We start from the raw sequence: 24836 nt of genomic DNA, 5'->3' as shown, positions 1-24836 counted from the left end.
CATCTACATGGTAACAAGGCAGGAAAGACAGCAGTACAAAGTCATTGTCGGTCTGGGATCGACAGGGCTTTCCTGTGCGCGTTTTTTCCATGCTCAGGGCATTCCCTTCCGGGTAGTGGATAGTCGGTTTAGCCCACCATGTCTTGCCACATTAGAAGTCGAGTTTCCATTTGTAGATGTTGAGCTGGGCGGCTTTTCGGAAGAGACCTTACTTTCTGCAGATGAACTGGTGGTGAGTCCGGGTGTCAGTCTGGCAACACCGGAGATTGCAAAGGCAATTAATTCGGGTATTCCTGTTACCGGTGATATCGATATTTTTCGTCATTATTGCAAACAGCCACTTGTTGCCATAACAGGTTCCAATGGTAAAAGCACAGTGGTGACGCTGCTTGCGGAAATGGCGCAACATGCCGGCCTGAATATGGGTGTTGGTGGCAACCTGGACGGAAGAGCCAGTATGCCAGCACTGGATATGCTGAGTAGTGAGGAGCGTGAAATATATCTGCTGGAGTTATCTTCTTTCCAGCTGGAAACAACACAGCATTTAAATGCTGATATTGCCGCTATTCTGAATATCAGTGAAGACCATATGGACCGCTACGAGTCCATGCATGAATACAGGCAAGCCAAGCTGAGAATTTTTGATGGCTGTAAAACAGCTGTTGTGAATCGTAATGACGAGTCCACTCTGCCACCTGGGACTTTTGGTGGTGAGGTGATCAGCATCGGATTTGATATTCCCCTGAGTAATGAATTCGGTATCAGAGTCCTGGAAGAGCGTGAGTGGCTGGTTAAAGGTGAAGACTGCTTAATTGCACTGGATGAAATGAAACTGGTTGGTCGGCACAATGTCGCCAATGCCATGGTTGCGCTGGCTGTTGCGATGCAAATTGGTATTCCTTTGGTTTACGCCGTGGAGACTTTAAAACAGTTTCAGGGGCTGCCGCACCGTTGTCAATGGGTTCGATCTTTACGTGGTGTTGATTACTATAATGACTCTAAAGGTACCAATGTAAGTGCCACGTGTCAGGCTATTGCCGGTGTGGCTGAAAAAATTCAGGGTGATGTTTATCTCATAGCAGGTGGGCTGGCTAAAGAGGCAGATTTCGGGCCGTTGGTTCCATTGCTGAGAAATTATGTCAGTCGCGTTGTGCTTATAGGTCGTGATCGCCAGCTTATCGCAGATGCTATTGCAGATGCTGTCGTCACTGAATTTGCCGAGTCTCTGGAAGAGGCCATTAGTACATGCAGGGAACTTGCCATTGCTGGAGATGCTGTGCTGCTTTCTCCTGCATGTGCGAGTCAGGACATGTTTAAAGATTTTGCCCACCGTGGACGTGTGTTCGTCGCAACAACGGAGGGCCTGCAATGACAGTTATTGCCAGAAAAGCCCATGGTGCTGTTCGGGTGGACAGAGAGCAGAGCATCAATCATCGCCCCAATATCCTGCTGGTTTGCACCATAGTGCTGATGGGTATCGGTCTGGTCATGATGACATCGGCCTCTACAGAAATTGCCAATAGTACTTACGGCGATCCGCTCTACTTCTTTAAACGGCAGTTGTTTTTCATGTGTCTGGGTGTGTTTTGCATGCTTGCGACAGCGCATGTGGACATGGCTCTCTGGTATCGGGCGAGTGCTGTGCTACTCATTCTCGCCATAGTGCTATTGGTTCTAGTGCTGATTCCAGGTGTGGGCACGGTTGTAAATGGCAGCGCCAGATGGATTGACTTGAAAGTATATCGCCTGCAGCCATCTGAAATGTGTAAGTTGTTTATGGTGCTCTATATATCAGCTTATCTGCACAGGCGCAGGGATGAGTTACATGCCAGTTGGGCCGGGTTTATTAAACCCATGGTTATTCTGGCGGCCTGTATTGTGCTGTTGCACTTTGAGCCAGATCACGGAGCAATGGTCATTCTGATGACGACGGTGTTCACCATGCTTTTTCTGGCTGGCGCCAGGTTACACCGCTTCATGCTGATCGTGATGGTTTGTTTTGCAGCGGTGGTTGGTCTGGCAGTCATGAAACCTTACGTAATCACACGTCTCACATCATTCCTGAACCCCTGGGCTGAGCAGTATGTTTATGGTGAAGGGTATCAATTGACGCAGGCGCTCATCGCGTTCGGTCGGGGAGAATGGTTAGGTATGGGGCTGGGTAACAGTTTGCAGAAACTGTATTTCCTGCCTGAAGCTCATACTGACTTTGTTCTCTCAATTGTCGCAGAAGAATTGGGGCTGGCCGGAGTGCTTCTGGTGCTGGTGGTCTTCAGTGTGCTGATTGCCAAAGGTTTACAGCTGGGTCGTACCGCAGAGCGGGCAGGGTTACAGTTTCATGGCTGTGTCGCATATGGCATTTCTATGGTTTTTGCCACTCAGGTTTTTATCAATTTTGGTGTCAACACAGGACTGCTGCCAACCAAAGGCTTAACGCTGCCATTTTTAAGTTACGGGGGTAACAGTTTATTGATATGCAGCGTCATGATGGGTGTGTTGCTGCGCATTGAATATGAATTAAACAACCCGGTTCCAGAGAAGGAGGACGTGGCATGACGGAAAAAAGCGTTCTCATCATGGCTGCAGGAACTGGCGGGCACATTTTTCCGGCGTTGGCAGTGGCTGAAAAACTGCAGCAAAAAGGTTTCCGGATTGATTGGCTCGGTACTCCCTCGGGAATGGAAAACCGTGTGCTTGGCGACACGTCTATCAAAGTGCATCAGTTGCCGGTAAACGGTCTGCGCGGTAAGGGGAAACTGGCATTATTGAAGGCGCCGTTCATGTTGTTTCGCTCTTTGCTGGCTGCCATTGCAGTGGTGCGGGAAGTGAAACCTTGCTGCGTATTGGGTATGGGCGGTTATGTGGCTGGTCCGGGGGGGGTTGCCGCCTGGTTGCTTGGATGCCCGCTACTGTTACATGAGCAAAATGCAGTTGCTGGTACCACAAACCGTTTGCTTGCACCATTTGCTAAGCAAATCATGACGACATACCCGGATACATTCTCTGGCAAAAACAAGGGGAAAGCGACTGTTACACAAACAGGTAATCCCGTGCGCAGTGGTATTAAGCGCCAGTTGCAATCTACCAACCAGGAACCGACCGATACCACTATTTTGCCTATAAAGGTTCTGGTGATCGGAGGAAGTCAAGGTGCCGCAGCCATCAACCAGGCAGTCGCTGAAATGGCTTGTCGGGTGTCAGCTGAAAATATGACTATCTGGCACCAGGCAGGACGGGGAAAAGTACAGAGCGTTCAAGAAGTATTGGCTGAGGCGGGTGTAGAGGAAGGTAGTGTTAGGGTTGTCGAGTTTATTGATGATATGCCGGCAGCGTACGCCTGGGCAGATATTGTTATTTGTCGGGCAGGCGCAGGCACCCTGGCAGAGATAACAGTTGCTGGGTTGCCATCGGTATTAATCCCGTACCCCTACGCAACTGATGATCATCAGCGAGTTAATGCTGAACAACTGCAGAAAGCCGGTGCAGCTGAAATGCTATTGCAATCAGAGCTCAGTAGCGAGGTATTGCAATCGGTGATGGAAACGTTAATGAAGGATGCTGGAAAGCGGCTCAGTATGGCAGAAGCAGCCAGATCTGCTGCATTCCCGGATGCCGCTGAGAATGTCGCACAGGCATGTGAGGAGTATTGTAATGGCCGCTGATCAATCCAACTATTATCAGGTGCCCGAAATGCGGCGCATTAAAGCCATACATTTTATCGGCATTGGTGGTGCCGGCATGTGTGGTATTGCTGAGGTATTGTTGAACCAGGGATACATAATCAGTGGTTCAGATATAAAAGCATCGCCGGTCACAGAAAGATTGGTAGGTATGGGCGCAGAGGTGTTTATTGGTCATGCCAGTGACAACGTTGCAAAAGCCGATGTGGTTGTCTATAGCAGTGCTGTGAAAACTGATAACCCTGAGATGTTGGCAGCAAAAGAGAAGGGTTTGCCTATTATTCCGCGTGCAGAAATGCTCTCCGAACTGATGCGATATCGTCACGCTGTGGCAATTGCCGGCACGCATGGAAAGACAACGACTACGAGTCTGGTTGCATCCATTTTTGCTGAAGCTGACCTGGCGCCTACGTTTGTGATTGGCGGGCGGCTGAATAGTGCTGGTGCCAATGCAGGTTTAGGGGAGAGTCGCTATCTGGTTTGTGAGGCTGACGAAAGTGACGTCTCCTTCCTGCACCTTCAACCAATGGTTGCAGTAGTAACAAATATTGAAGCGGATCATATGGGCTCTTATGACAACGACTTCGAAAAGATGAAGCGTTATTACATAGAGTTTCTGCACAATCTGCCTTTTTATGGTTTGGCTGTACTTTGTATCGATGATCCTGTTGTTCGTGAAATTATGCCTCGAATTTCCAGGCCGATTATTACCTATGGTTTTTCTGAGGATGCCGACTATCAAATCAAGGACTGGAAACAAAAGCGTCAGAACACATCGTTCGTTGTTAAGCGACCTGATGGGCTGCCTGATCTGAGTATTAGTCTCTCTATTCCGGGGCGACACAACGCGTTAAATGCAACAGCGGCCATTGCTGTCGCCACCGATGAAGGTATTTCTGACCAAGCTATCGGCGATGCGCTGGTACAGTTCGAAGGCGTTGGACGAAGGTTTGATATTCAGGGTGAGTTTCCTGTCAATGGTGGCGGCAAGGTTCTGCTGCTGGATGACTATGGACACCATCCCAGTGAAGTGGCTGCAACCATTAATGCACTTCGTCAGGGTTGGCCTGATGCCCGTGTCGTTATGATTTATCAGCCGCACCGGTATTCCCGCACTAAAGATCTCTATGATGACTTTGTCCAGGTGCTCTCTGATGTGGATGTGCTGCTGATGCTGGAAGTGTATGCCGCAGGAGAGTCGCCTATCCCTGGTGCAGATGCCCGGAGTCTGTGCAGAAGCATACGCATGCGAGGCAAGGTTGATCCGGTACTGGTGCGTGAAAACGATGATGTTGTTAGTGTGCTTCAGGATCTGGTTGCTGACGGGGATATAGTTATTACACAGGGAGCTGGCAGTGTTGGCGCTCTGGCTCGGCAGATTGTAGAGCGAGGATTTTTGGCATGAAGGTCAAGAAAGCAGTTTTCCATGATGCTCCTGAAAAATACGGCCGTGTGGCGGTACTTTTAGGTGGTGATTCAGCGGAAAGAGAGGTTTCACTGTTAAGCGGTGAAGCTGTACTGCAAGGCTTGCTTGGTATGGGGGTTGATGCATTTGCGATTGATGCCGGTAAGGATCTCATCGATCGGCTTCAGTCCGAAAAAATCGACCGTGTCTTTAATGTTTTACATGGTCGGGGCGGTGAAGATGGTGTCCTGCAGGGGCTGCTTGAGTACATGGGAATCCCATATACAGGAAGCGGAGTGCTGGCTTCTGCATTGGCGATGGATAAGGTCAAAACCAAGTTGATCTGGCAGCAACATGGTCTGCCAACGCCCGGGTTCAGTGCCTTAACGGTAGATACAGATTTCGAACGATTGATAGCAGAACTTGAATCCGTTGTTGTTAAGCCCTCCAGGGAGGGATCAAGTATTGGTATGTCGATAGTTGATGATGCCGTGGCGCTTGAAAATGCCTTTGCAACGGCGTCGGAATATGATGCTGATGTCATGGCTGAGCAGCGCATAGTCGGTCCTGAGTTTACAGTCCCGTTTATTGGCGATCAGGTGCTTCCTGCCATTCAATTACAGACTACGCATCAATTCTACGACTACGACGCGAAGTACATCGCGGATGATACGCAATACCTGTGTCCGGCACCTTTGAGCGAAGCCAAACAGATTGAACTGGAACATATCTGTCGCCAGGCGTTTACCACAATTGGTGCGAGTGGCTGGGGCAGGATTGACGTTATGCAGGATGACAGTGGACGGTTCTGGTTGCTGGAGTTGAATACAGTGCCCGGTATGACAAGCCATAGCCTGGTGCCCATTTCTGCCAAGGTGGCGGGACTTGAGTTTGGCGACCTGGTGTTAAAAATTCTGGATACAAGTCTGGAGAAACTAGCCTGATGTCAGCGAAAAAACGACCAACATTCAGTGCTTACAGCAGTAGTGAAAATGTCCCTGTGGATTTTGGTCCTATCAGAGCTGGTGGTCGTGTGGGTGGTAACAGTGTTGATGTTGACAATGAAAGCAGAGAGTCCACCGCTAAAAGCAAGCGTGGACGTGTGTTTATAGTTGCTGTTGCGTTGCTTGGTTGCCTGGCAATAGCAGTTAATCATTATCGTGGAATTATTGCTGACCGCATAGCGATGATGGGTGATCAACTGAACTTGCCGGAATGGCGAAGCTTGAATTTGCCTGACATGCCAAGGCCAACAATCAATCGTGAAATCAGCACAGTACGATTTGCGTCTCCATTGGATAAAGTCACTGAGACAGAAATCCGGGAAATGCTGGCTCCATACACTGAGTCAGGTTTTCTTGGTGCAGATGTGCAGGACTTAAGGGATGAGTTGCAGTCGAACCCATGGATTTCCAGAGCCAGTGTTCGTCGTGTCTGGCCTGATATTCTCGAATTGAGTTTGCAGGAAGAACAGCCTGTTGCACGGTGGGGGGCAAGTGCCTTAATCAATATCGATGGCGAGATTTTTGAAGCACCGGCGCGGGGAGAAGAGCAGTCTCTGCCCATGATGTCTGGGCCGGAAGGTAGCGAAGAGCTGGTGCAGGAAATGTATATGAGCTTCCAGCAAATGCTGGGTGCTATTGGCAAGTCGCTTGGTCAATTAGCCCTGAGTGACAGGGGAAGCTGGACGCTGACAACTGATGAAGGGCTGGTCATAAAGCTGGGCCGCACAGAGGCTGAGCAGAGACTGGCGCGTTTTACACGATTGTACCAACAGGGGTTGAGTGAACGCCTGGTCCAGGCAGAGGCTATTGATTTGAGATATGCCAATGGATTTTCAGTTAGTAATAAAGAGACTGGCGACGCATCTGTCGCCAGTCGTTGAGCAGGTGTGAGATATGAGCGCTGCAGATAACACGAATATGATTGTCGGTCTGGATATCGGCACCTCGAAAGTGGTGGCGATAGTCGGCGAGGTCAAGGAAGACGGTAACCTGAATATCGTCGGTATCGGCAGTCACCGTTCCCGGGGGCTGAAGAAAGGGACCGTCGTTAATATTGAGTCGACGGTTGAATCCATTCAGCGAGCGGTGGAAGAAGCTGAGTTGATGGCAGGTTGCCGAATTCATTCTGTCTATGCCGGTATTGCAGGCAGTCATATTCGCAGTATGAATTCGCATGGCATTGTTGCGATACGAGACCGTGAAGTCAGCCGTGCCGATATTGACCGGGTCATTGATGCCGCCCAGGCGGTAGCAATACCTGCTGATCAGCGTGTGCTTCACATTTTACCGCAGGAATACATTATTGATTCACAGGAAGGTGTTAAAGAACCGCTGGGTATGTCGGGAGTCAGGCTGGAAGCCAAAGTCCACCTGGTGACTTGTGCCATCAATGCAGTACAGAACATTGAGAAATGTATAAAACGCTGCGGCTTGCATACCGAGGAAATTATTCTCGAACAGTTGGCATCCAGCTATTCGGTTCTGACCGACGACGAGAAAGAACTTGGCGTCTGTATGGTGGATATAGGTGGTGGTACTACTGATATAGCTGTATTTACAGAGGGGGCCATACGTCACACAGGTGTGATTCCGGTTGCCGGTGATCAGGTGACCAACGATATCGCTATGGCTTTACGAACGCCAACAGATAATGCCGATGAAATCAAAATTAAATATGCCTGCGCGCTGACACAGCTTGCCAATGAAGGCGAGATGATCAAAGTTCCAGGTGTGGGAGATCGCCCGCCGCGTGAGTTGTCGCGCCAGGCGTTGGCAGAAGTCGTGGAGCCGCGTTACGACGAACTGTTTACGATGATCAAGGCAGAACTGCAGCGCAGTGGCTACGAGAACTTGATGGCTGCCGGTATTGTGCTGACCGGTGGTACCAGCAAGATGGAAGGTGTCATTGAATTGGCAGAGGAAATCTTCCATATGCCCGTACGTCTGGGGATGCCTACCAGTGTGAAAGGGTTGTCAGATATTGTCCGCAACCCGATCTATTCAACGGGTGTAGGTTTATTGATGTACGGAATGAAACAGCACCGGCATCGTGATGGGAGTCATGACCCGGTCTCAGTGAAAGAAACGAAAATCAGCGTCGTCAGTCGCGTAAAAAACTGGTTTAAGAACAATTTTTAATCCTTGTAACAATTACATGAAGCAGTAAGGGGGCCATATGTTTGAGCTATTAGATAGTGTTCCGCAAAGCGCAGTAATAAAAGTGGTAGGTGTTGGCGGCGGCGGCGGCAATGCTGTACGTCATATGATTAACAATCAGGTCGATGGTGTAGATTTTGTCTGCGCTAATACCGATGCACAGGCGTTGAAAGATGTGCACGCCAAAACATTGCTGCAACTTGGCAATGCGGTCACCAAGGGGTTGGGGGCCGGTGCGAATCCGGAAGTGGGTCGCCAGGCCGCACTGGAAGACCGGGATGAGATCGCAGAGATCCTGTCGGGTGCTGATATGGTATTTATCACCGCTGGCATGGGAGGAGGCACAGGTACTGGTGGTGCCCCCATCTTTGCTGAAGTGGCGCGAGAGCTGGGTATTCTGACTGTTGCGGTTGTCACCAAGCCGTTTCCGTTTGAAGGTAAAAAACGCTCTTTGATCGCTGAGCAGGGTATTGAGGAACTGAGTCAGCATGTCGACTCACTGATCACTATCCCAAATGAGAAATTACTGGCAGTACTGGGTAAGCAGGCATCATTGCTGGAAGCATTTAAAGCGGCGAACGATGTCTTGCTTGGGGCAGTAAAAGGCATTGCTGATCTGATTATTCGCCCCGGTATGATTAACGTCGACTTTGCGGATGTTCGTACAGTTATGTCAGAAATGGGCATGGCCATGATGGGTACTGGTGACGCGACTGGCGAGACACGCGCTCGTGATGCCGCAGAAGCCGCTATTCGCAGCCCGTTACTGGAAGACGTAAACCTGCATGGTGCACGCGGTATTCTGGTGAACATCACAGCAGGCGAGAATCTGTCGCTGGGCGAGTTCTCCGAAGTGGGTGATACGATTGCAGAATTTGCTTCTGATGATGCCACGGTGGTGGTTGGTACGGTGATTGATCCTGAAATGACGGATGAGATCCGTGTCACAGTTGTGGCAACCGGTCTGGGTGAGGTTATCTCAGCTGAGCAGCGTCCGCCACAAACCATGGAGCAACCTCGCGCGGTGGCTAGCCAGTCATCAACGTCGTCGGCCAAGCCTGAGAGCGCGCCTTTCCGCACGCCAAACCGTCCTGCTCCGGCAGAGCGCCCGGCAGCTGCAGCGCGCACCAGAGGCATGACAACAGGCAGCAGCGGCCATACTGTACAAAGCGGCAGTCTGGCACGGGCTGTAGGAGCAGAAGAAGGCATGGATTATCTGGATATTCCGGCTTTCCTGCGCCGACAGGCTGATTAAACGCCTGAAAACCAGACACCGGTACCTGGGTTGGCCCCCGGAAGGTACCGGTTTGTCTGGAATTTTGTTATGATTCAGCGAAATCACCTCAGTGGATTCAACATCTGACATGTTAAAACAGCGTACGCTTAAAAATATCATTCGTGCCACTGGCGTTGGCCTGCATACGGGACAAAAAGTCTATCTGACATTGCGCCCGGCGCCGGTCAATACCGGGATCATATTTGTTCGTACTGATATTGACAGCCGACCGGAAATTCCGGCTCAGGCACACCTTGTGGGCGATACCACGCTGTCGACAGCGCTGATAAAGGACGGTGTCCGGGTTTCTACCATTGAGCACCTGATGTCAGCACTGTCAGGTCTTGGTATTGATAACGCCTATGTTGAGATCAGTTCGGCTGAAGTGCCGATTATGGATGGTAGCGCGGGTCCGTTTGTTTTCCTCATACAATCAGCAGGTATTGAAGAGCAGGATGCTGCCAAAGAGTTTATTCGCGTTCTGAAACCCATTTCCATTCAGGATGGTGACAAAACGGTCAGTCTGGAGCCTTTTGACGGCTTTAAGGTCAGCTATACACTGCTGTATGATCACCCGGTTTATCGTCGTTACACCAAGTCGGCGACTATCGATTTTTCCAGTACATCATTTGTCAAAGAAGTCAGTCGCGCCCGTACTTTTGGGTTCATGCATGAATTCGAAGAGTTACGGAACCGTAACCTGGCATTAGGTGCCAGCATGGACAATGCGATTGCTGTCGGTGATTACAAGGTGCTGAATGAAGACGGATTACGTTATGAAGACGAATTCGTTAAGCATAAAATTCTGGACTCCATTGGCGACCTTTATCTGCTCGGACACAGTCTGCTGGGTGAATTCAAAGGTTATAAATCGGGTCATGCACTGAATAATGCTATCCTACGCAAGCTTCATGACACGCCGGACGCCTGGGAACGGGTCAGCTTTGACTCTGAGTCAAATGTACCAATTGCCTATCTCAAACCTGTACTGGCAGCCTGATCTGGAAGCACGCTCGATCATTACTGGCATGTTGGTAAATGAAATTAACCCTGGTCAATAAACGCGACGGCAACAGCAGCACTTTCGTCATCAAAGGATGGTTGCGAGGGCTGCTGTCCTTGTGTTTGCTTGGTGCTCCCGTTGCTTTTGGCTGTTTTGGCTTTCAGGTCGCCTGGAGTGACAGCCCGGCCGCGCAGATTGCAGGCCGGGTATCAGGAACTCACGAGGGAGACAGCCCGACGGATAACCTGTCTTCTCTGGTAGAGATTACCACCCAGCGCTCTGCAACAGACCAACAAGCCGTTCTGTTCTATAGATTGCCAGACAGGCTATTAACTCATACCGCAGACCTGTCCTTCAGGCACCGGGTTCGTATGGTGACTGCAGGCTCACCTGTTGCTCTCTACAAATATGGCCGGGCCATGGATCCTGCCGCTTACTCCTCTACCACGCTAAGTTGATTCATTGGCACCACAACCGGCACCGGTTGTGATTTGCTCAATTTCCTTGCATCTGTCCAAATTGTCCCCATATCTGGTTGGATGCGCCTTAAATGAATCAAGAAATGCGAATAAGAGAACCCGTATGAGCGCCACAATGTTAAGCAAGATTTTCGGCAGCAGTAATTCCCGGAAACTTAAAAAACTTCGCCGTATTGTCAAAAAAATCAACGACCAGGAGAACTCGCTGGAGTCACTCTCCGATGCTGAGTTAGGAGCAAAGACGGCTGATTTTCGTGCTCGCTTTGAGCAGGGAGAGTCTCTCGATAGCATACTGCCTGAAGCCTTCGCGGTTGTGCGTGAAGCCAGTAAACGCGTCATGGGCATGCGTCACTTCGATGTGCAGATGATCGGTGGCATGGTGTTGCATAGTGGTGATATAGCGGAAATGAAGACAGGTGAGGGTAAAACGCTGGTAGCGACCCTGCCTGCTTACCTAAATGGCCTGACCGGGAAAGGTGTGCACATTGTCACGGTTAATGACTACCTTGCCAGTCGTGACGCCAACTGGATGCGTCCACTGTATGAGTTTCTGGGCCTGAAGGTCGGTGTCATTGTCGCGGGACAGGCGCCGCAAGACAAGCGCCAGGCCTACGAGGCCGATATTACTTACGGTACCAACAACGAGTTCGGCTTTGACTATCTGCGCGATAACATGGCCTTCCGCATGGAAGACAAGTATCAGCGTGAATTGAATTTTGCCATTGTCGATGAAGTTGACTCCATTCTGATTGATGAAGCCAGAACACCACTGATTATTTCTGGCGCAGCGCAAGACAGTTCAAAGCTCTACATGGCAATCAACGGCCTGGTAGACAAGCTGGAAAAGGGTGAGACACCAGCTGAAAAATCAGGCATGCCGCTGGAGCGGGATGAGCGCGTTGAAACCGGCCATTTCTTTGTTGATGAAAAGGCCAGACAGGTAGAGCTGACGGAAGCGGGTCACGAATACCTGGAGCGTTTGCTGTCGGAGCAGCAGCTACTTAAGGAAGGTGACAGCCTCTATGCAGCATCCAATCTGGGACTGTTGCATCACATTCAGTCTGCCCTGAAAGCGCACTACCTGTTTAATAAAGATGTCGAGTATATCGTCAAAGATGGCAAAGTGGTGCTGATTGACGAGCACACGGGCCGGACCATGGAAGGCCGCCGTCTGTCGGAGGGTTTGCACCAGGCGATTGAAGCGAAAGAAGGCCTGCAGATCCAGAGTGAAAGCCAGACAATGGCTTCTACGACTTTCCAGAATTTCTTCCGGCTTTACGCCACCCTTTCCGGTATGACCGGTACAGCAGATACGGAAGCATTTGAATTTAAACAGATTTATGACCTTGATGTGGTTGTCATTCCGCCCAACAAGCCAATGCAACGCAGGGACATGAACGACCTGGTCTTCCTTTCCATGGAGGAAAAGTTCGAGGCAATTGTCCGTGATATCAAAGAGTTCAGCGAAAAAGGTGCGCCTATCCTGGTGGGTACGGCATCGATTGAAACGTCCGAGATACTTTCAGCATTTTTGCGTAAAGAAAAGATTGCCCATGAAGTGCTGAATGCTAAATTCCACGAAAAAGAAGCTCAAATTGTCGCTCAGGCAGGCCGGCCTGGTGCCGTCACCATTGCCACAAACATGGCCGGTCGTGGCACGGATATTGTCCTGGGCGGTAACTGGGAAGCCGAACTGGCTGAGCAGGGCGAGGTTACCGATACAGAGGTTGAGACGCTGAAAGCCGCCTGGCAGCAACGTCATGATCAGGTACTGGAAGCGGGCGGCCTGCATATTATCGGTACGGAACGCCACGAATCGCGTCGTATTGATAACCAGCTGCGCGGTCGTTCCGGTCGGCAGGGTGATCCGGGTTATTCTCGTTTCTACCTGTCTCTGGAAGACAACCTGATGCGGATCTTTGCTTCTGACCGTGTTAAAGGCTTCATGCAGAAACTCGGCATGGAGCGTGGTGAAGCCATTGAACACGGCATGGTGAGCAAGTCCATTGAAAAAGCCCAGCGCAAGGTGGAAGGCAGAAACTTCGATATTCGTAAACAGTTGTTGGAATACGATAATGTCGCGAATGACCAGCGAACCATTATCTATCAGCAGCGTAATGAGGTGATGGCCAGCGATGATGTCAGTGAACTGATTGGCAATATGCGTGAAGAAGTGGCCGATGATCTGATCAGTGCACATATCCCGCCACAAAGTATCTTTGAGCAATGGGACGTGCCAGGGCTGGAGAAAACCCTGGAAGCGGAATTCGGTATTGAAACGCCGATTGGGCAGTGGCTGGAAGAGGACGAGAAGCTCTACGAAGAAACACTGCGCGAAAAGATTAAACAGTATCTTGATGGTGCTTATCAGCAGAAGCGAGAACTGGTTGGCAGTAAGATGGCACTATTGGAAAAGCAGATCCTGCTGCAAATTCTCGATACACTTTGGAAAGAGCACCTGGCAGCGATGGACCAGTTACGTCAGGGGATTTTCCTGCGCGGTTATGCTGGCAAGAACCCCAAGCAGGAGTACAAGCGCGAAGCGTTTAATCTTTTCCAGGATTTGCTGTCACGACTTCAGCATGATGTTATCCGCTTCCTCAGTCACGTGAAAGTTCGTTCGCCAGAAGAGATCGAGGCGATAGAAAAAGCGCGTGAAGCTGAGCGGGCGAGTGAAAAAATCCAGTATAAACACGACGAGGCTTCTGCCATGCCCGAAAGTGGTGACAATGCCTCCACTCAAGGGCAGCAGCAACCGGCCAGTGGGGAGAATAAAGCTCCCTTCGTTCGCAATGACCGCAAGGTCGGCCGCAACGATCCTTGTCCATGTGGTTCCGGGAAAAAGTATAAACAGTGCTGTGGCCAGATTAAATAACATCAACAGACCAGACTGTAACTAACTCAGGCAGTAATTAAGGCGCACAGACTTTGCCAAGTCTGGCTTTAAAGGGATTGGAGAGTAATATCATGGCAACAGGAACAGGTGATTTTGGCGTGTTAAGCGCAGTTGAAGGTATCAGACTGTCTTCAGTGGAAGCTGGGGTGCGCTATCAGAATCGCCGTGATGTTGTGGTTGTGGAAATTGCTGAAGGCAGCACAGTAGCTGGGGTTTACACCCTTAATGCGTTTTGTGCTGCACCAGTAAAAATTGCTCGCCAGCATTTAAGTGACAACCAGGGAAAATGTCGCTACTGGCTGATAAATACTGGTAATGCCAATGCCGGCACAGGTAAGCAGGGAGCCGTAGATGCACTAGCCTGCTGCCAGTCGCTGGCCGAACTGGCGGGCTGTGATCCCAGTGAAGTGATGCCTTTTTCAACTGGCGTTATTGGGGAGCGTTTACCGGCCGGTAGAATAACCGCTGCCCTGCCCGGAGCATTGGAGCAGTTGCAGCCAGACAACTGGCTGTCGGCAGCGAAAGGTATTCTGACAACGGATACACGCCCTAAAGGTCTGACGCGCACCTTGCAGCTTAATGGTCGGACTGTGACTATCACCGGTATCAGCAAAGGCGCTGGCATGATCAAGCCGAACATGGCGACCATGCTGGCTTATGTTGCCACGGACTTAAGCGTGGATTATGCACAGCTTCAGGCATTACTGAGTGATGCTGTGTCTCAGTCATTCAATCGCATTACTGTGGATGGCGATACCTCTACCAATGATTGTTGTATGTTGGCGGCGACCGGCCGGGCTGGTGTTGCGTTCACTGAGTTGAGTGATAGTGATAAAGCTCAGTTTCGGGGAGCGCTGAATGAGGTGCTGCAGTCACTCGCCATTCAGATCATTGAAGATGCTGAAGGTGCCAGCAAGTTCGTTACTATTGATGTCTCCGGTGGTGAAACATCAAAAGAATGCCTTCAGGTAGCCTATGCGGTTGCTGAGTCGCCTTTGGTCAAGACCGCCCTGACAGCATCAGACCCGAACTGGGGCCGGATTCTTGCCGCTGTCGGTCGCGCGGGCGTGCCAGCTCTGGATGTTGATAGCGTTTCCGTGTCTCTGGATGCCGTTCCCCTGGTTGAACGAGGCCAGTTGTCGGCGGATTACTCCGAAGAGAAAGGTCAGGCTGTTATGAATCAGGAAGCAATTACCATCAGCATTGACCTGGGGCGTGGTGATGCAAAAGAGCGTGTCTGGACCTCAGACCTGTCAGAAGAATATGTCCGCATTAACGCCTCTTACCGAAGTTAAACGGCGCCCCGGGTATTGCCTGAGGTCTGTGAATAGAGCACGGTGAAAAACGATCGCCGACAAGAGTTCGATAAAAAAGCGAATGAAGGTTTAGCGATATAAGCTGATACCGGCAATACCATAGGCAGCAGACTGCCGCGCCAGATGATAATCCTGCTGAGAGAGCCCGCCCATAGCGAAGCATGGCATCATGCCAGTCTTGGCAATTGCCGCAAATGCACGCCAACCCATGCCCGGGTTCTCCGGGTGACTGGTGCTGCTGGCTACCGGTGAGGCGATCACGAAGTCCATGCCTTTGTCGACTGCCAACTGGTACTCCTGCTGATTGTGACATGAAGCGCCAATGGTTATGTTCTCAAGCAAGGGAGGACGTTGCTCAGACATAGCTGCCAGCACCTGTTTATTGGCATAGTACCCCCATCCGGGTAATCCCAGGCCCAGCACTTTTTCTCGAAGGGCTTCCAGTTCTGCGATGCTCTGCAAGCTGACGTCGAGATCAATCAGTAACGGGCGGTTGCGAGTGCTGCTTATTAAAAAATCTTTTGTTTTTTGCAGATACTGAGATGGGGTTGACCCTGTTATGGCGCGCAACCGTAACCAGCATTGTGGCGGTAACGCAGAAAACCCGGCTATAACTGATGGCCAGTCTTGCTCAGCATCATGGCTGTTATTGATGATAGCTATGTTCCTGGGTAAACGCGCAGCCCGGACAATGGCCTGATTGGCGGCCGGGAAAATGCCAGGATCCATTTCACTGGCTGCCAGCCATTGCAAGGGTTGGCCTTCCAGCCCAATCGGCTTGCCTGAGAAGCGGGTGACCTCTCTGACTTCAAGAAACACATGACGGTCCGGGTAGCAGTGCCGGATCTGGCACAATGGCTGATCATGTTTAACCTCGATACCCAGCTCTTCTTTTAATTCCCTGGCCAGAGCTGTAGAGACATTCTCCCCCTGCTCCACTTTGCCTCCGGGGAATTCCCACTTGCCGCCCTGGTGTTGCTGACTGTTACGCCTGGCGATGAGGATTTCATCTGAATCGTTTCTAATGACACCCACAGCGACATGTAGCACTTTAAGCTTATTGATAGCTGTCATTGCGTGCCTGGTTGGTAATAGCTTCCATCAGTACTTCCGGGTCAGCAGGGTCGCCCGGAATCGCGTTTTTCTCGCTGGCCCATTCACCAAAATCGATCAGCTTGCACCGCTCAGAACAAAAAGGCCGGTACTGATTCTCTTGTTTCCATTCGACTATTTCCTGACATGTCGGGCAGTTCACGCGAGTGATGTTCTCAGGCATTAAATAACTCCAGATACGCCTTGTGCTGCAACTTGACCGCCTGGGTCAATGCATCGAGTGAATTATCGTTAACAATTATATCATCGGCCAGCGACAGTCTGTCTTTTCGTGACATTTGAGTCCTGATGATGGACTCCACCTGCTCTGGTGTAGAGTCGTCCCTGGTGACGGTACGGGCAACCTGTTGCTGCTCCGGAGTGTCGACCAGTAGCACTCGCTGGCACCATTGATGCTGTCCGGATTCAAGTAAAAGCGCAGAAACCAGAATAGTGTATGTCGATTGGCTCTGCTGGATTTGACGCATCGTTTCCTTTCGAATTAAAGGATGTAGCAAAGCCTCAAGCCATTGCTTTTCTTCGGGGCTGGTAAAAATGATTTCACGTAGCGCCTGCCGATCCAGTGCCCCGTTAGCTTGCAGCACATTGTCACTGCCAAAATGCCCGGCAATCCGGGTCAGCGCCTGAGTGCCGGGCTCGACGACCTGGCGGGCGATCACATCGGTGTCAACGACAGTGATTCCCAGGTCGGCGAAGGTGTCGCTGACAGTTGTTTTACCACTGCCGATACCGCCCGTGAGACCTACCACCGGGGGGTGTAACTGTTCGGTCGTTGTTTTATTTTCTGTTTGCATCTCAGGTCAGTACGGAAAGGTACCACTGGTTTAGTTGTGGTCCCCAGATTAAAGCAATGAAGCCAGCGGTGGCCAGGCAGGGGCCGAACGGCATCGGGCGATTTTTATCACGACCGGCCAGGATAATCAGAGCGATACCGATCACGGCGCCTGCCAGTGAAGACAGAATGATGATGCCTAAAAGGGACTGCCACCCTAACCAGGCCCCCAGTGCTGCCAGCAGCTTAAAGTCGCCGAAGCCCATCCCTTCGCGGCCGGTCAGCAGGCGAAAAGTCCAGTAAACCGACCATAAACTTAAGTATCCAAAAACTGCACCCAGTACTGCCTCCTGGGCAGTTGTGCCTATGCCGTATGGAGTAACACTCAGGGCCAGCCCAAGCCAAAGTAGTGGCATGGTCATGTTGTCTGGCAGTAACTGATGGTCCAGGTCAATCATGGTCAGTGATATCAGGATCCAGGTTAGTATTAGCGCAGCCAGGCAGGCCGGTGTGGCGCCAAAACGCCAGGCGACCAGTCCGGAAAGCAGGGCTGTTGCTATTTCGACAGTCGGGTAACGCCAGTGGATGGGTGTTTTACAGCCGGCACACTTTCCTTTTAACAGGATATAACTGACCACCGGAACATTCTGCCAGGGTCGGATGGGTTTATTGCAACCGGGGCAATGAGAGGGCGGGTTGGCCAGGTTGAACACCTTGTGATCAGGTACCGGGTCTGTCAGTTTCAGTGACTCAGCGCTGCGTTCCAGAAATTCACAGCATTGTTGCTGCCAGTCCCGCTGGAGCATGATTGGAACCCGGTGAATGACAACGTTCAGAAAGCTGCCTGTTAATAAACCCAGCACAGTCACTAAAGTTATGGTCAGTGGCTGCGATCCCTGGAGCACCTCAATGAATGTCATATTACGCTTCCGAGCTGAAAAATGGGTAGATAAACGGCAAGCATCATTAAGCCGGCCATGGCACAAAGCAGTGTCATCAGTGCAGGTTCCAGCAGGCTGGTCAAGGTCTGAACTCCTGACTGGTGACGCTGCTTGTACAGTTGATTGGCACGCGCAAACATCCCCTCAAGCTGCCCTGATTCTTCACCGATATGAATCAACTGGGCAATCATAACCGGAAAATGGCTGTTGAGGCGAATAGCCTCCGTCAATGATGAACCGGACTCAACCTGCTTCGCCAGATCCAGTAAACTCTGTTCAAAGCAGATGTTCAGGCTTGTCGGCGCGGCAAGGCGCAATGCGTCCGGCAAAGGGATGCCTGCTTCCAGGACCAGTGCCATGGTGGCTGAGATTCGCATCATGATACCGTCCCTGTGTATCTGTCCGCAAAATGGCAACAGCATCTTCAGTCTGGCTGCAAACCACAACCAGCGGCAGCTACGTTTGCTCAATAGGATAAAAAATGACATTGAAGCTGTGACCACTGCGGCAGTGGTCACAGCATACTGCTGGCTAAACTCAGAAAAAGTCAGCATGCAACGGGTCAGGTAGGGCAGCTCGGCACCGAACTGGGCAAAGCTGCTGGCAAATTGCGGCATAACCCAGTTCAGCATCAAAATGAGTACCGCAAGCATGGCAATGAGCGTAATCATAGGATATCGAAGTGCCTGGCGCGTTGTGTTTCTCAGCCTTTGTTCTGCTGACAGGTGCGTTGATAGCTGCTTCAGGCAGGTGGGAAGCCGACCGGATGCTTCGCCAGCGCCAACGATAGCTATAGCCATCAGTGGTAACTGAAAAGGGGCAGATTTAAGGGCTGACTGCAGTGTATCTCCACGATTGATGGCGGGTTCGAGGTGATTGAGTATTGTCTCAAGTGGCTTGGGTTGCCGGTTGGTGAGACTGATCTCTATAGCCTGTGATAAAGGGATGCCGGATGATAAGAGGGTACTTAGGTTGGTGATTAACCTGATGCATTGCTGGAGCGGCAGTTTTGCTCCGGGTGAGGTACCCGGTGACTGAGTGCGCCGCATACCGGCCTTGCTGTATTGAGGTTTGATTGCTGTGGCTGCGATTCCCGATTTGTAAAGACGCAGCCTCGCATCATCCAGTGAGTTAGCCTCAATGGTACCGCTGTCACTGTCATGAGTTTGCCAATAAAATAATGTCATGCCTGCCCGTATCTGATGACTATATATCCTGTTATAGCTGATTTACGTTATCTGACGATTCCTGGAGGTAGGGCGCTATTTCCTGGAAAGTGGTAAGCCCCTGCAGCCAGGCTTTCTCTGCAGCCTGCGACAACGTGGAGTGAATGTTGCGAGTACAACACTGGCGAAGATCACTGAGTGGGCGGTTATCTGCCAGGGATTGATTTAGCTCAGCTGTGACGGGCAGTATCTCAAAGATGGCGATACGACCAGCGTAACCGTTATGGCAGGCGCTGCAGCCAACCGCTGTAAAACAATTGTGTGTTGACCTATCCTGGCGGGACTCTTTCTGCTTGGGCTCTTCCTGGTCTGGTTCTGTCGCCGGGCCACTGCTACTGATATCACCCGGGAGTGGTTTTTTGCAGTGGCGGCACAATTTTCTTAACAGGCGTTGCGCAATGATCAGCGTTAGTGTGTCGCTTAAATTGTATGGAGCAATGCCCAGGTTGATTAACCTGATCAGGCTTTCTGTGCAACCATTGGTGTGCAAAGTGGATAGCATCAGATGCCCGGTCTGTGCAGCTTTGATTGCCGTATCAGCGGTTTCCCGGTCGCGAATTTCCCCTAGCATCACAATATCCGGGTCTTGTCTCAACATGGATTTAATGGCGTGCTGGAAAGTCATTTTGGAGGTTGCAGAAACGGCAATCTGGTTAATTCCAGGTAAATCAATCTCAATAGGATCTTCCAGTGTCATCAGGTTTTGTGATGGCTGGTTTAACTGGTTCAGCATCGCGTATAGCGTTTGCGTTTTGCCGCTTCCGGTGGGCCCTGTCACCAGCACCAGACCCTGGTGACGTGAAATGGCCTTCCGGGTCTGATGTAACTGTTTTTCACTGAGACCCAGGTGAGCCATCGCAAGCACGGCACCGGCAGCACTCTGGATTCTTATCACTGCCTTTTCACCCCAGGCAGTTGGCAGGGTGCTGAGTCGCATATTGATGTTGCCACTACCGGGCTGCTGGATAGTCAGCCGTCCATCCTGGGGCTGACGTCGCTCCGTGATATCGAGCTGTGCCAGTACCTTCAGGCGTGAGATAAGTTGCTTGTGTATGGTGCTGGATACCGTATCGTGCTGCTGAAGCTGGCCATCTACGCGAAAGCGTATCCGTGACTGGTGCTGAAAAACTTCCAGGTGAATGTCACTGGCTTTTTGTCGCACAGCCATGGCAATGATGTTGTTCAGCAGTTTCACGGCAGGCGCGTGTTCATTATCTGGTTCACTGATGTCGCTGCTATCTGGTTTGTCAGTAGGCCCGTTGGCTAGTGTCGATAATGACAGGCTGTGGTTTGTCTGTGCGGCTGACAAACCAGAACTGTCGGTGGTCACTTCATCATTTCCGCAACAGGACTGCTGAAAGGTTCCTTCGTCAGTCAGTAACGTAAGTGGCAATTTGTCTGTTGCCTTGGTTGAACTGTTCAACTGGTTTGGCCGGGTGAGCAACTGCACACCACCGGTCGGGCTACGTAATATAGCCTGTTGTTCATTCTGGCTGATTTCCAGTTCGCATTTTGATTGCTCCAGGGCGATTAACTCAGGAGCTATCCAGGGAATGCCGAGCGCGATGGATAGGCACTGGTTTAAAGCGGGACGACGTTCCGGAAAATACTCTGCCAGCGCTGTCAGTGAGTGATCCGGAGCAATAGCAGCATTATCAAGGAACTGAGCCAATTCCGGTTGACTGAGCCAGCCCTGGGATATAAGTGATTGGTAAAGTGCCTGCATGTCAGTTTATTAATAAGTGGAGCTGTTGAGTATTGTATTTGGCATATAGCAGAGGATGACCTGGGCTGCTATATATCAACTGCACGCCATGGACAGGCGTGAAAATCATCACTGCCAGGGAGGGCAAAAAAATGAGGGTGCAGTCGAGCATCAAGCTAACCATGTCTGGATTTACATTAATGGAAGTCATGATGGTTGTGGCAATTGTAGGCATATTGGCTGCCGTAGCTTTGCCTTCATATCAGTCTTATGCAGATCGCGCGGCATACGCCGATGTGGTGTCAGCAGCCGTTCCGGCCCGGACCGAGGTCGACCTTTGTGTTCAGATTCGAGGCGCTGATGAATGTAATGCGATACCGGCTCAACCAGGGTGGTCTGTATCCGAAATGGTAAATAATGTCAGCATAGATATGGAGGATGAGAACTTTCTGGTCACCGTTGTACCTAGCGACACTCGAGCCGGGATAGACGGTGAAGACACTTATGTGTTGCGAGGTGTGCCGCAGGGTGGTTCCTTGCAGTGGGGTGTAGACGAGGCATCAGGTTGTTTGGCGGCCAGTTTGTGTTGATCAGGACTGGTTAGTCAGGTTGACTATGCCAGCGGCGGGTTTTTTGCTACATTAACGCCTCACAAATTATCGCCAACCCGTTCAGCCATGGTTCAGGCTATTTTTCTTACACTGACCATGTCGAAAAAAAGACGGTAACTCCATTGAGGTAAAGGCACTGTTGGTGCCGGAGTAGCAAATATGAAAAAGATCAGAATGCCATTTTTGTCAGCAATGACGTTAGGTGTTGCTATTGCAGCGTGTTCAAGTGTATCTGCACAGCCAGAGACCATTCTGGATGGTGTCTACACAGAGGAACAGGCAGAGCTGGGTCAACCGATTTACGAACAGCGTTGCTCTGCTTGCCATAATGCGGATTTTTACGCAAATAGCTTTAACAATCGCAATAGCCAACCACTGGCTTATCTGTTCGAGGAAATTCTGGTAAATATGCCAGCGGATATGCCCAGTTCATTGATGGATCATGAGTATGAGCAAGTTTTGGCACATATTCTGTCTCTGGTTGGCTACCCTGCTGGCGATCAGGAACTGAACTACGCGAATGGAACAATGTTCGAAATTCAGATCGCGCCACCGCCAGAATCCTGATAAATCAGAGTTTTATACATACCAGACCGGGCACTTTTGCCCGGTCTGTCTGTTTTACCTCCCCCTTTTTTTCACTTGGGACCGGCTTTTTTCCTGCGGCGACACCCGAGTCTAGGCATTAAAGCGCATTGACAGATCTATGGCTTTGAGGTGTTTGGTCAGAGCGCCAATTGATATGTAGTCCACGCCTGTTGCTGCCAGCGAAGGTAATCTTTTTGCATTAACATTACCGGAAACCTCGATCTTGCAGGGGTGTTTGTGGCTCTTATTCAATTTCACTGCTTCGGCAATATCAGCGATGGAAAATTCATCCAGCATTATGATGTCTGCGCCATGTGATAAAGCCTGCTTGAACTCTGCTAACGACTCCACTTCAATTTCTAGTGGTTTGTCAGCTGCAATTTCCCTTGCTTTTCTTATTGCGGCGGCAATGGAGCCACAGGCATGAATATGATTTTCCTTGATCAGAAAGGCGTCAAACAGGCCTGTTCTGTGGTTGTGGCAACCGCCAGTACGAACAGCATATTTTTGTGCCATCCTGAGGCCGGGCAGGGTTTTGCGTGTATCCAGTATTCTGACAGTTGAGTTGCCAACCAGTTTGGCAAAACTGTTGGCGTGGGTTGCTGTACCAGAAAGAGTTTGCAAAAAGTTGAGCATACTGCGCTCAGCAGTCAGGAGTTGCCTGGCATTGCCTTGAAGATTGGCAATGACTGAGCCTGCAGGCACGCTGTCTCCGTCACTAAACTGCCATTGGCAGCTTACTTCCGGGGCGATTTGCCGTAATACTTCATCTGCCCATGCGGTTCCACAGAGTATGGCGGCCTCTTTCGCGATGATGGTCGCGGACATTTGATTGTCAGCTGCAACCAGCATGGCTGTTATGTCTCCATCTCCCACATCCTCTGCTAATGCAATACGAACAGTCTGGGCGATATCAGCGGGCAGGTTTACAACGTTTTCAGACATAATTTTTCCGGAATATCCATGTACATCAATGTTATACTGAGCAGCTATAATACTATAGTAAGGGAGTGAAAGTGGGGCCGATTAGTAATCATTGGCTACAGGGTGTGCAACGGTGTGAATCGCCAAATCACAGTGATCGGCCAGCCGATACTCAACCCTGGCTGCTGGTCATCCATAATATCAGCTTGCCGCCCGGTGAGTATGGTGGAGACTGGATTCTTGATCTTTTCAGTAATTGTCTGGACCCAGATTTTCACCCCTACTTTGAGGGTATTGCTGATCTAAAGGTTTCGGCACATGCATTGATCAGAAGGGATGGCGCCGTTGTGCAGTTCGTTCCTTTCGACAAGAAAGCCTGGCATGCTGGGCAATCCAGTTATGAAGGGGTTGCCAGCTGTAATGATTTTTCCATTGGTGTCGAACTGGAAGGGTGTGATACAGATTCTTTTACCGATGCGCAGTATACGACGCTTGCGGAGCTGACGCGCTGCCTTTTCACTTATTATCCGACACTTAGCCCGGAACATATTGCGGGTCATAGTGATATTGCTCCCGGCCGTAAAACTGACCCCGGCCCGTATTTTGACTGGGCACGTTATAAGGCGGCAGTAGTATGACTTTTTTCTGCGTAATCGTGGCCTTGCTGGTGAATTATTTCTGGCAACGTGAAGATGCCCGGTCTATGGACCGGCAAGTACTGAAGTGGCAATCCTGGGTACTCGAGCGGGTTGGTCAAAAGTCTGATCAGCTGTCGGTTTTACTCACCATTATGATCTGTGCCGGTTTTCCTGCGTTAGTGCTCATTAGTGCCTTGCTCTTGCTGGATGGGATTGCGTTTGGGGTATTGACCTTGCTACTGCATATCTTCGTGCTGGTGCTGGCGCTGTCTGGGGAGGATGTTCGAGGTATCCTGCTGGGCAGTATGCAGTATTGTCGCACGGGCGCGGTGGCGGCAGCCAGGCGACATGCACATAAGTGCCTGGAGCGACTATCGGTAAGGCCAGCAGAAAGTACAGAAAGTACAGAAAGTACAGAAGGTGCAGAAGGTGCAGAAGGGGAAGATTGGGCCCGCCTGCTGGTCAAAGCGGCTTTAGGGCAAGTTTTGAGGCGGCTCTATGTTGTTGTTTTCTGGTATTTAATAGCGGGGCCGGTAGCAGTCGTGGTGTATGCCCAGTGTTTGTTTCTCTGGCAGGGGCAGGCAGCCGGGGCTGCAGGTGTTGACCTTGAATGGGCTGACATGTTGCGAAATACGGCAGAACGGATTATCGCCATAATCGAATGGCTGCCCATTCGATTGCTCATGGTCTTCTTTGCGTTGGCGGGTCACTTCAGCGAAGCCTGGTCAGAAATGGCCGATGAGCAATTCTGGACGCTGGATGTCAGGCAGGGTGAGTTGCTACTATACCGTGTTGCTGTCGCAGCTACAGGTGTGTCGAAAGACAAGTCACGCGATAATGATGATACTGATTGCCCGGAGTTGCTCTCTGCTGTCGCTGATTTATTGCACCGGACACAGTTTGTTGGTATCGCGATTGTGGCGCTCTACATTCTTGTAGTTTAACTACAAAACAGGTGTGTGTGGCTTGAGCATTTGCTAAATTTGCGATAGTATCCCCGACACAATGTAATTAAATTACAAACTGTATCAAACAACTGACAGCTGTAGCGCTGATTTCTGCGACATACATGTAGCCCATTGTTACTGGTTTCATGCCAGTG

Annotated in this window: 23 protein-coding genes; 16 read left to right on the top strand and 7 right to left on the bottom strand. The window is 50.7% G+C overall.

The window, feature by feature from the left end:
- Window positions 1-7 precede the first annotated feature (7 nt).
- The 12 genes from murD to argJ all read left to right on the top strand — a co-directional run bounded on the left by murD (window position 8) and on the right by argJ (window position 15195).
- Window positions 8-1372 carry a UDP-N-acetylmuramoyl-L-alanine--D-glutamate ligase gene (gene murD, locus PSCS_RS03260; RefSeq protein ID WP_068810373.1) on the top strand — a complete coding sequence of 455 codons (1365 nt, stop codon included), beginning with the start codon at window positions 8-10 and terminating at the stop codon, window positions 1370-1372.
- Complete coding sequence (ftsW, locus tag PSCS_RS03255) at window positions 1369-2556, top strand: putative lipid II flippase FtsW (RefSeq protein WP_068810372.1); 1188 nt, start codon at window positions 1369-1371, stop codon at window positions 2554-2556. Before murD ends, ftsW begins: the two co-directional genes overlap by 4 nt.
- Window positions 2553-3662, top strand: a complete 1110-nt coding sequence (gene murG, locus PSCS_RS03250) for an undecaprenyldiphospho-muramoylpentapeptide beta-N-acetylglucosaminyltransferase (protein WP_068810371.1) — start codon at window positions 2553-2555, stop codon at window positions 3660-3662. Before ftsW ends, murG begins: the two co-directional genes overlap by 4 nt.
- Complete coding sequence (gene murC / locus PSCS_RS03245; protein WP_068810370.1) at window positions 3652-5085, top strand: UDP-N-acetylmuramate--L-alanine ligase; 1434 nt, start codon at window positions 3652-3654, stop codon at window positions 5083-5085. The genes murG and murC overlap by 11 nt, the downstream gene beginning before the upstream one ends.
- The gene (locus tag PSCS_RS03240; protein ID WP_068810369.1) at window positions 5082-6029 is read left to right on the top strand and encodes a D-alanine--D-alanine ligase; all 948 of its coding nucleotides are present in this window, start codon (window positions 5082-5084) and stop codon (window positions 6027-6029) included. The genes murC and PSCS_RS03240 overlap by 4 nt, the downstream gene beginning before the upstream one ends.
- The gene (locus PSCS_RS03235) at window positions 6029-6970 is read left to right on the top strand and encodes a cell division protein FtsQ/DivIB (protein WP_068810368.1); all 942 of its coding nucleotides are present in this window, start codon (window positions 6029-6031) and stop codon (window positions 6968-6970) included. Before PSCS_RS03240 ends, PSCS_RS03235 begins: the two co-directional genes overlap by 1 nt.
- A gap of 13 nt (window positions 6971-6983) precedes the next feature.
- Window positions 6984-8228, top strand: a complete 1245-nt coding sequence (gene ftsA, locus PSCS_RS03230) for a cell division protein FtsA (protein ID WP_068810367.1) — start codon at window positions 6984-6986, stop codon at window positions 8226-8228.
- A 37-nt stretch (window positions 8229-8265) separates the two neighbouring features.
- Complete coding sequence (ftsZ, locus tag PSCS_RS03225) at window positions 8266-9501, top strand: cell division protein FtsZ (RefSeq protein ID WP_068810366.1); 1236 nt, start codon at window positions 8266-8268, stop codon at window positions 9499-9501.
- A 109-nt stretch (window positions 9502-9610) separates the two neighbouring features.
- Entirely contained in the window at window positions 9611-10522 is a 912-nt protein-coding gene (lpxC, locus tag PSCS_RS03220) for a UDP-3-O-acyl-N-acetylglucosamine deacetylase (protein ID WP_068810365.1), read from the top strand.
- A 38-nt stretch (window positions 10523-10560) separates the two neighbouring features.
- Complete coding sequence (locus tag PSCS_RS03215) at window positions 10561-10983, top strand: hypothetical protein (protein ID WP_068810364.1); 423 nt, start codon at window positions 10561-10563, stop codon at window positions 10981-10983.
- A gap of 124 nt (window positions 10984-11107) precedes the next feature.
- Window positions 11108-13879, top strand: coding sequence for a preprotein translocase subunit SecA (gene secA / locus PSCS_RS03210; RefSeq protein ID WP_068810363.1), 2772 nt, complete (start codon window positions 11108-11110; stop codon window positions 13877-13879).
- 92 nt (window positions 13880-13971) lie between these two features.
- Complete coding sequence (gene argJ, locus PSCS_RS03205; protein WP_068810362.1) at window positions 13972-15195, top strand: bifunctional glutamate N-acetyltransferase/amino-acid acetyltransferase ArgJ; 1224 nt, start codon at window positions 13972-13974, stop codon at window positions 15193-15195.
- A 90-nt stretch (window positions 15196-15285) separates the two neighbouring features.
- Here the strand turns inward: argJ and PSCS_RS03200 are convergent, their stop codons facing one another.
- Genes PSCS_RS03200 through PSCS_RS03175 form a run of 6 tightly spaced genes read right to left on the bottom strand, consistent with a single transcriptional unit; the run spans window position 15286 to window position 20994 of the window.
- Window positions 15286-16290, bottom strand: a complete 1005-nt coding sequence (locus tag PSCS_RS03200; protein ID WP_068810361.1) for a Nudix family hydrolase — start codon at window positions 16288-16290, stop codon at window positions 15286-15288.
- Complete coding sequence (gene yacG / locus PSCS_RS03195) at window positions 16274-16492, bottom strand: DNA gyrase inhibitor YacG (RefSeq protein WP_068810360.1); 219 nt, start codon at window positions 16490-16492, stop codon at window positions 16274-16276. Before yacG ends, PSCS_RS03200 begins: the two co-directional genes overlap by 17 nt.
- Window positions 16485-17123, bottom strand: a complete 639-nt coding sequence (gene coaE, locus PSCS_RS03190; RefSeq protein ID WP_068810359.1) for a dephospho-CoA kinase — start codon at window positions 17121-17123, stop codon at window positions 16485-16487. The genes yacG and coaE overlap by 8 nt, the downstream gene beginning before the upstream one ends.
- A gap of 1 nt (window position 17124) precedes the next feature.
- Entirely contained in the window at window positions 17125-18021 is an 897-nt protein-coding gene (locus tag PSCS_RS03185) for a prepilin peptidase (protein ID WP_068810358.1), read from the bottom strand.
- Complete coding sequence (locus PSCS_RS03180; RefSeq protein ID WP_068810357.1) at window positions 18018-19229, bottom strand: type II secretion system F family protein; 1212 nt, start codon at window positions 19227-19229, stop codon at window positions 18018-18020. The genes PSCS_RS03185 and PSCS_RS03180 overlap by 4 nt, the downstream gene beginning before the upstream one ends.
- A 31-nt stretch (window positions 19230-19260) precedes the next feature.
- Window positions 19261-20994, bottom strand: a complete 1734-nt coding sequence (locus tag PSCS_RS03175; RefSeq protein ID WP_068810356.1) for a GspE/PulE family protein — start codon at window positions 20992-20994, stop codon at window positions 19261-19263.
- A gap of 131 nt (window positions 20995-21125) precedes the next feature.
- On the opposite strand from PSCS_RS03175, the gene PSCS_RS16225 reads away from it, so the two are divergent.
- On the top strand, window positions 21126-21563 hold the full coding sequence (locus PSCS_RS16225; protein ID WP_082866523.1) for a pilin: 438 nt from the start codon (window positions 21126-21128) through the stop codon (window positions 21561-21563).
- A gap of 180 nt (window positions 21564-21743) precedes the next feature.
- Window positions 21744-22151, top strand: a complete 408-nt coding sequence (locus PSCS_RS03165; RefSeq protein ID WP_068810355.1) for a c-type cytochrome — start codon at window positions 21744-21746, stop codon at window positions 22149-22151.
- A gap of 111 nt (window positions 22152-22262) precedes the next feature.
- Here PSCS_RS03165 and nadC read toward each other — a convergent pair whose 3' ends face one another.
- On the bottom strand, window positions 22263-23117 hold the full coding sequence (gene nadC, locus PSCS_RS03160) for a carboxylating nicotinate-nucleotide diphosphorylase (protein WP_106387069.1): 855 nt from the start codon (window positions 23115-23117) through the stop codon (window positions 22263-22265).
- A gap of 65 nt (window positions 23118-23182) precedes the next feature.
- On the opposite strand from nadC, the gene ampD reads away from it, so the two are divergent.
- Window positions 23183-23734: a 1,6-anhydro-N-acetylmuramyl-L-alanine amidase AmpD gene (gene ampD, locus PSCS_RS03155; protein ID WP_317621777.1), complete on the top strand. Its 552-nt coding sequence runs from the start codon at window positions 23183-23185 to the stop codon at window positions 23732-23734.
- Window positions 23731-24678, top strand: a complete 948-nt coding sequence (gene ampE / locus PSCS_RS03150) for a regulatory signaling modulator protein AmpE (protein WP_068810353.1) — start codon at window positions 23731-23733, stop codon at window positions 24676-24678. Before ampD ends, ampE begins: the two co-directional genes overlap by 4 nt.
- Window positions 24679-24836 lie beyond the last annotated feature (158 nt).

The organism is Pseudohongiella nitratireducens, from assembly GCF_001642735.1.
GTDB lineage: Bacteria > Pseudomonadota > Gammaproteobacteria > Pseudomonadales > Pseudohongiellaceae > Pseudohongiella > Pseudohongiella nitratireducens.
This window is presented reverse-complemented; position numbering and strand designations above follow the sequence as displayed.

Bases quoted from the DNA above. Each gene is read 5' to 3' on its own strand.
- murD (WP_068810373.1), top strand. From the start codon at position 8: ATGGTAACAAGGCAGGAAAGACAGCAGTACAAAGTCATTGTCGGTCTG.
- ftsW (WP_068810372.1), top strand. From the start codon at position 1,369: ATGACAGTTATTGCCAGAAAAGCCCATGGTGCTGTTCGGGTGGACAGA.
- murG (WP_068810371.1), top strand. From the start codon at position 2,553: ATGACGGAAAAAAGCGTTCTCATCATGGCTGCAGGAACTGGCGGGCAC.
- murC (WP_068810370.1), top strand. From the start codon at position 3,652: ATGGCCGCTGATCAATCCAACTATTATCAGGTGCCCGAAATGCGGCGC.
- PSCS_RS03240 (WP_068810369.1), top strand. From the start codon at position 5,082: ATGAAGGTCAAGAAAGCAGTTTTCCATGATGCTCCTGAAAAATACGGC.
- PSCS_RS03235 (WP_068810368.1), top strand. From the start codon at position 6,029: ATGTCAGCGAAAAAACGACCAACATTCAGTGCTTACAGCAGTAGTGAA.
- ftsA (WP_068810367.1), top strand. From the start codon at position 6,984: ATGAGCGCTGCAGATAACACGAATATGATTGTCGGTCTGGATATCGGC.
- ftsZ (WP_068810366.1), top strand. From the start codon at position 8,266: ATGTTTGAGCTATTAGATAGTGTTCCGCAAAGCGCAGTAATAAAAGTG.
- lpxC (WP_068810365.1), top strand. From the start codon at position 9,611: ATGTTAAAACAGCGTACGCTTAAAAATATCATTCGTGCCACTGGCGTT.
- PSCS_RS03215 (WP_068810364.1), top strand. From the start codon at position 10,561: ATGAAATTAACCCTGGTCAATAAACGCGACGGCAACAGCAGCACTTTC.
- secA (WP_068810363.1), top strand. From the start codon at position 11,108: ATGAGCGCCACAATGTTAAGCAAGATTTTCGGCAGCAGTAATTCCCGG.
- argJ (WP_068810362.1), top strand. From the start codon at position 13,972: ATGGCAACAGGAACAGGTGATTTTGGCGTGTTAAGCGCAGTTGAAGGT.
- PSCS_RS03200 (WP_068810361.1), bottom strand. From the start codon at position 16,290: ATGACAGCTATCAATAAGCTTAAAGTGCTACATGTCGCTGTGGGTGTC.
- yacG (WP_068810360.1), bottom strand. From the start codon at position 16,492: ATGCCTGAGAACATCACTCGCGTGAACTGCCCGACATGTCAGGAAATA.
- coaE (WP_068810359.1), bottom strand. From the start codon at position 17,123: ATGCAAACAGAAAATAAAACAACGACCGAACAGTTACACCCCCCGGTG.
- PSCS_RS03185 (WP_068810358.1), bottom strand. From the start codon at position 18,021: ATGACATTCATTGAGGTGCTCCAGGGATCGCAGCCACTGACCATAACT.
- PSCS_RS03180 (WP_068810357.1), bottom strand. From the start codon at position 19,229: ATGACATTATTTTATTGGCAAACTCATGACAGTGACAGCGGTACCATT.
- PSCS_RS03175 (WP_068810356.1), bottom strand. From the start codon at position 20,994: ATGCAGGCACTTTACCAATCACTTATATCCCAGGGCTGGCTCAGTCAA.
- PSCS_RS16225 (WP_082866523.1), top strand. From the start codon at position 21,126: ATGAGGGTGCAGTCGAGCATCAAGCTAACCATGTCTGGATTTACATTA.
- PSCS_RS03165 (WP_068810355.1), top strand. From the start codon at position 21,744: ATGAAAAAGATCAGAATGCCATTTTTGTCAGCAATGACGTTAGGTGTT.
- nadC (WP_106387069.1), bottom strand. From the start codon at position 23,117: ATGTCTGAAAACGTTGTAAACCTGCCCGCTGATATCGCCCAGACTGTT.
- ampE (WP_068810353.1), top strand. From the start codon at position 23,731: ATGACTTTTTTCTGCGTAATCGTGGCCTTGCTGGTGAATTATTTCTGG.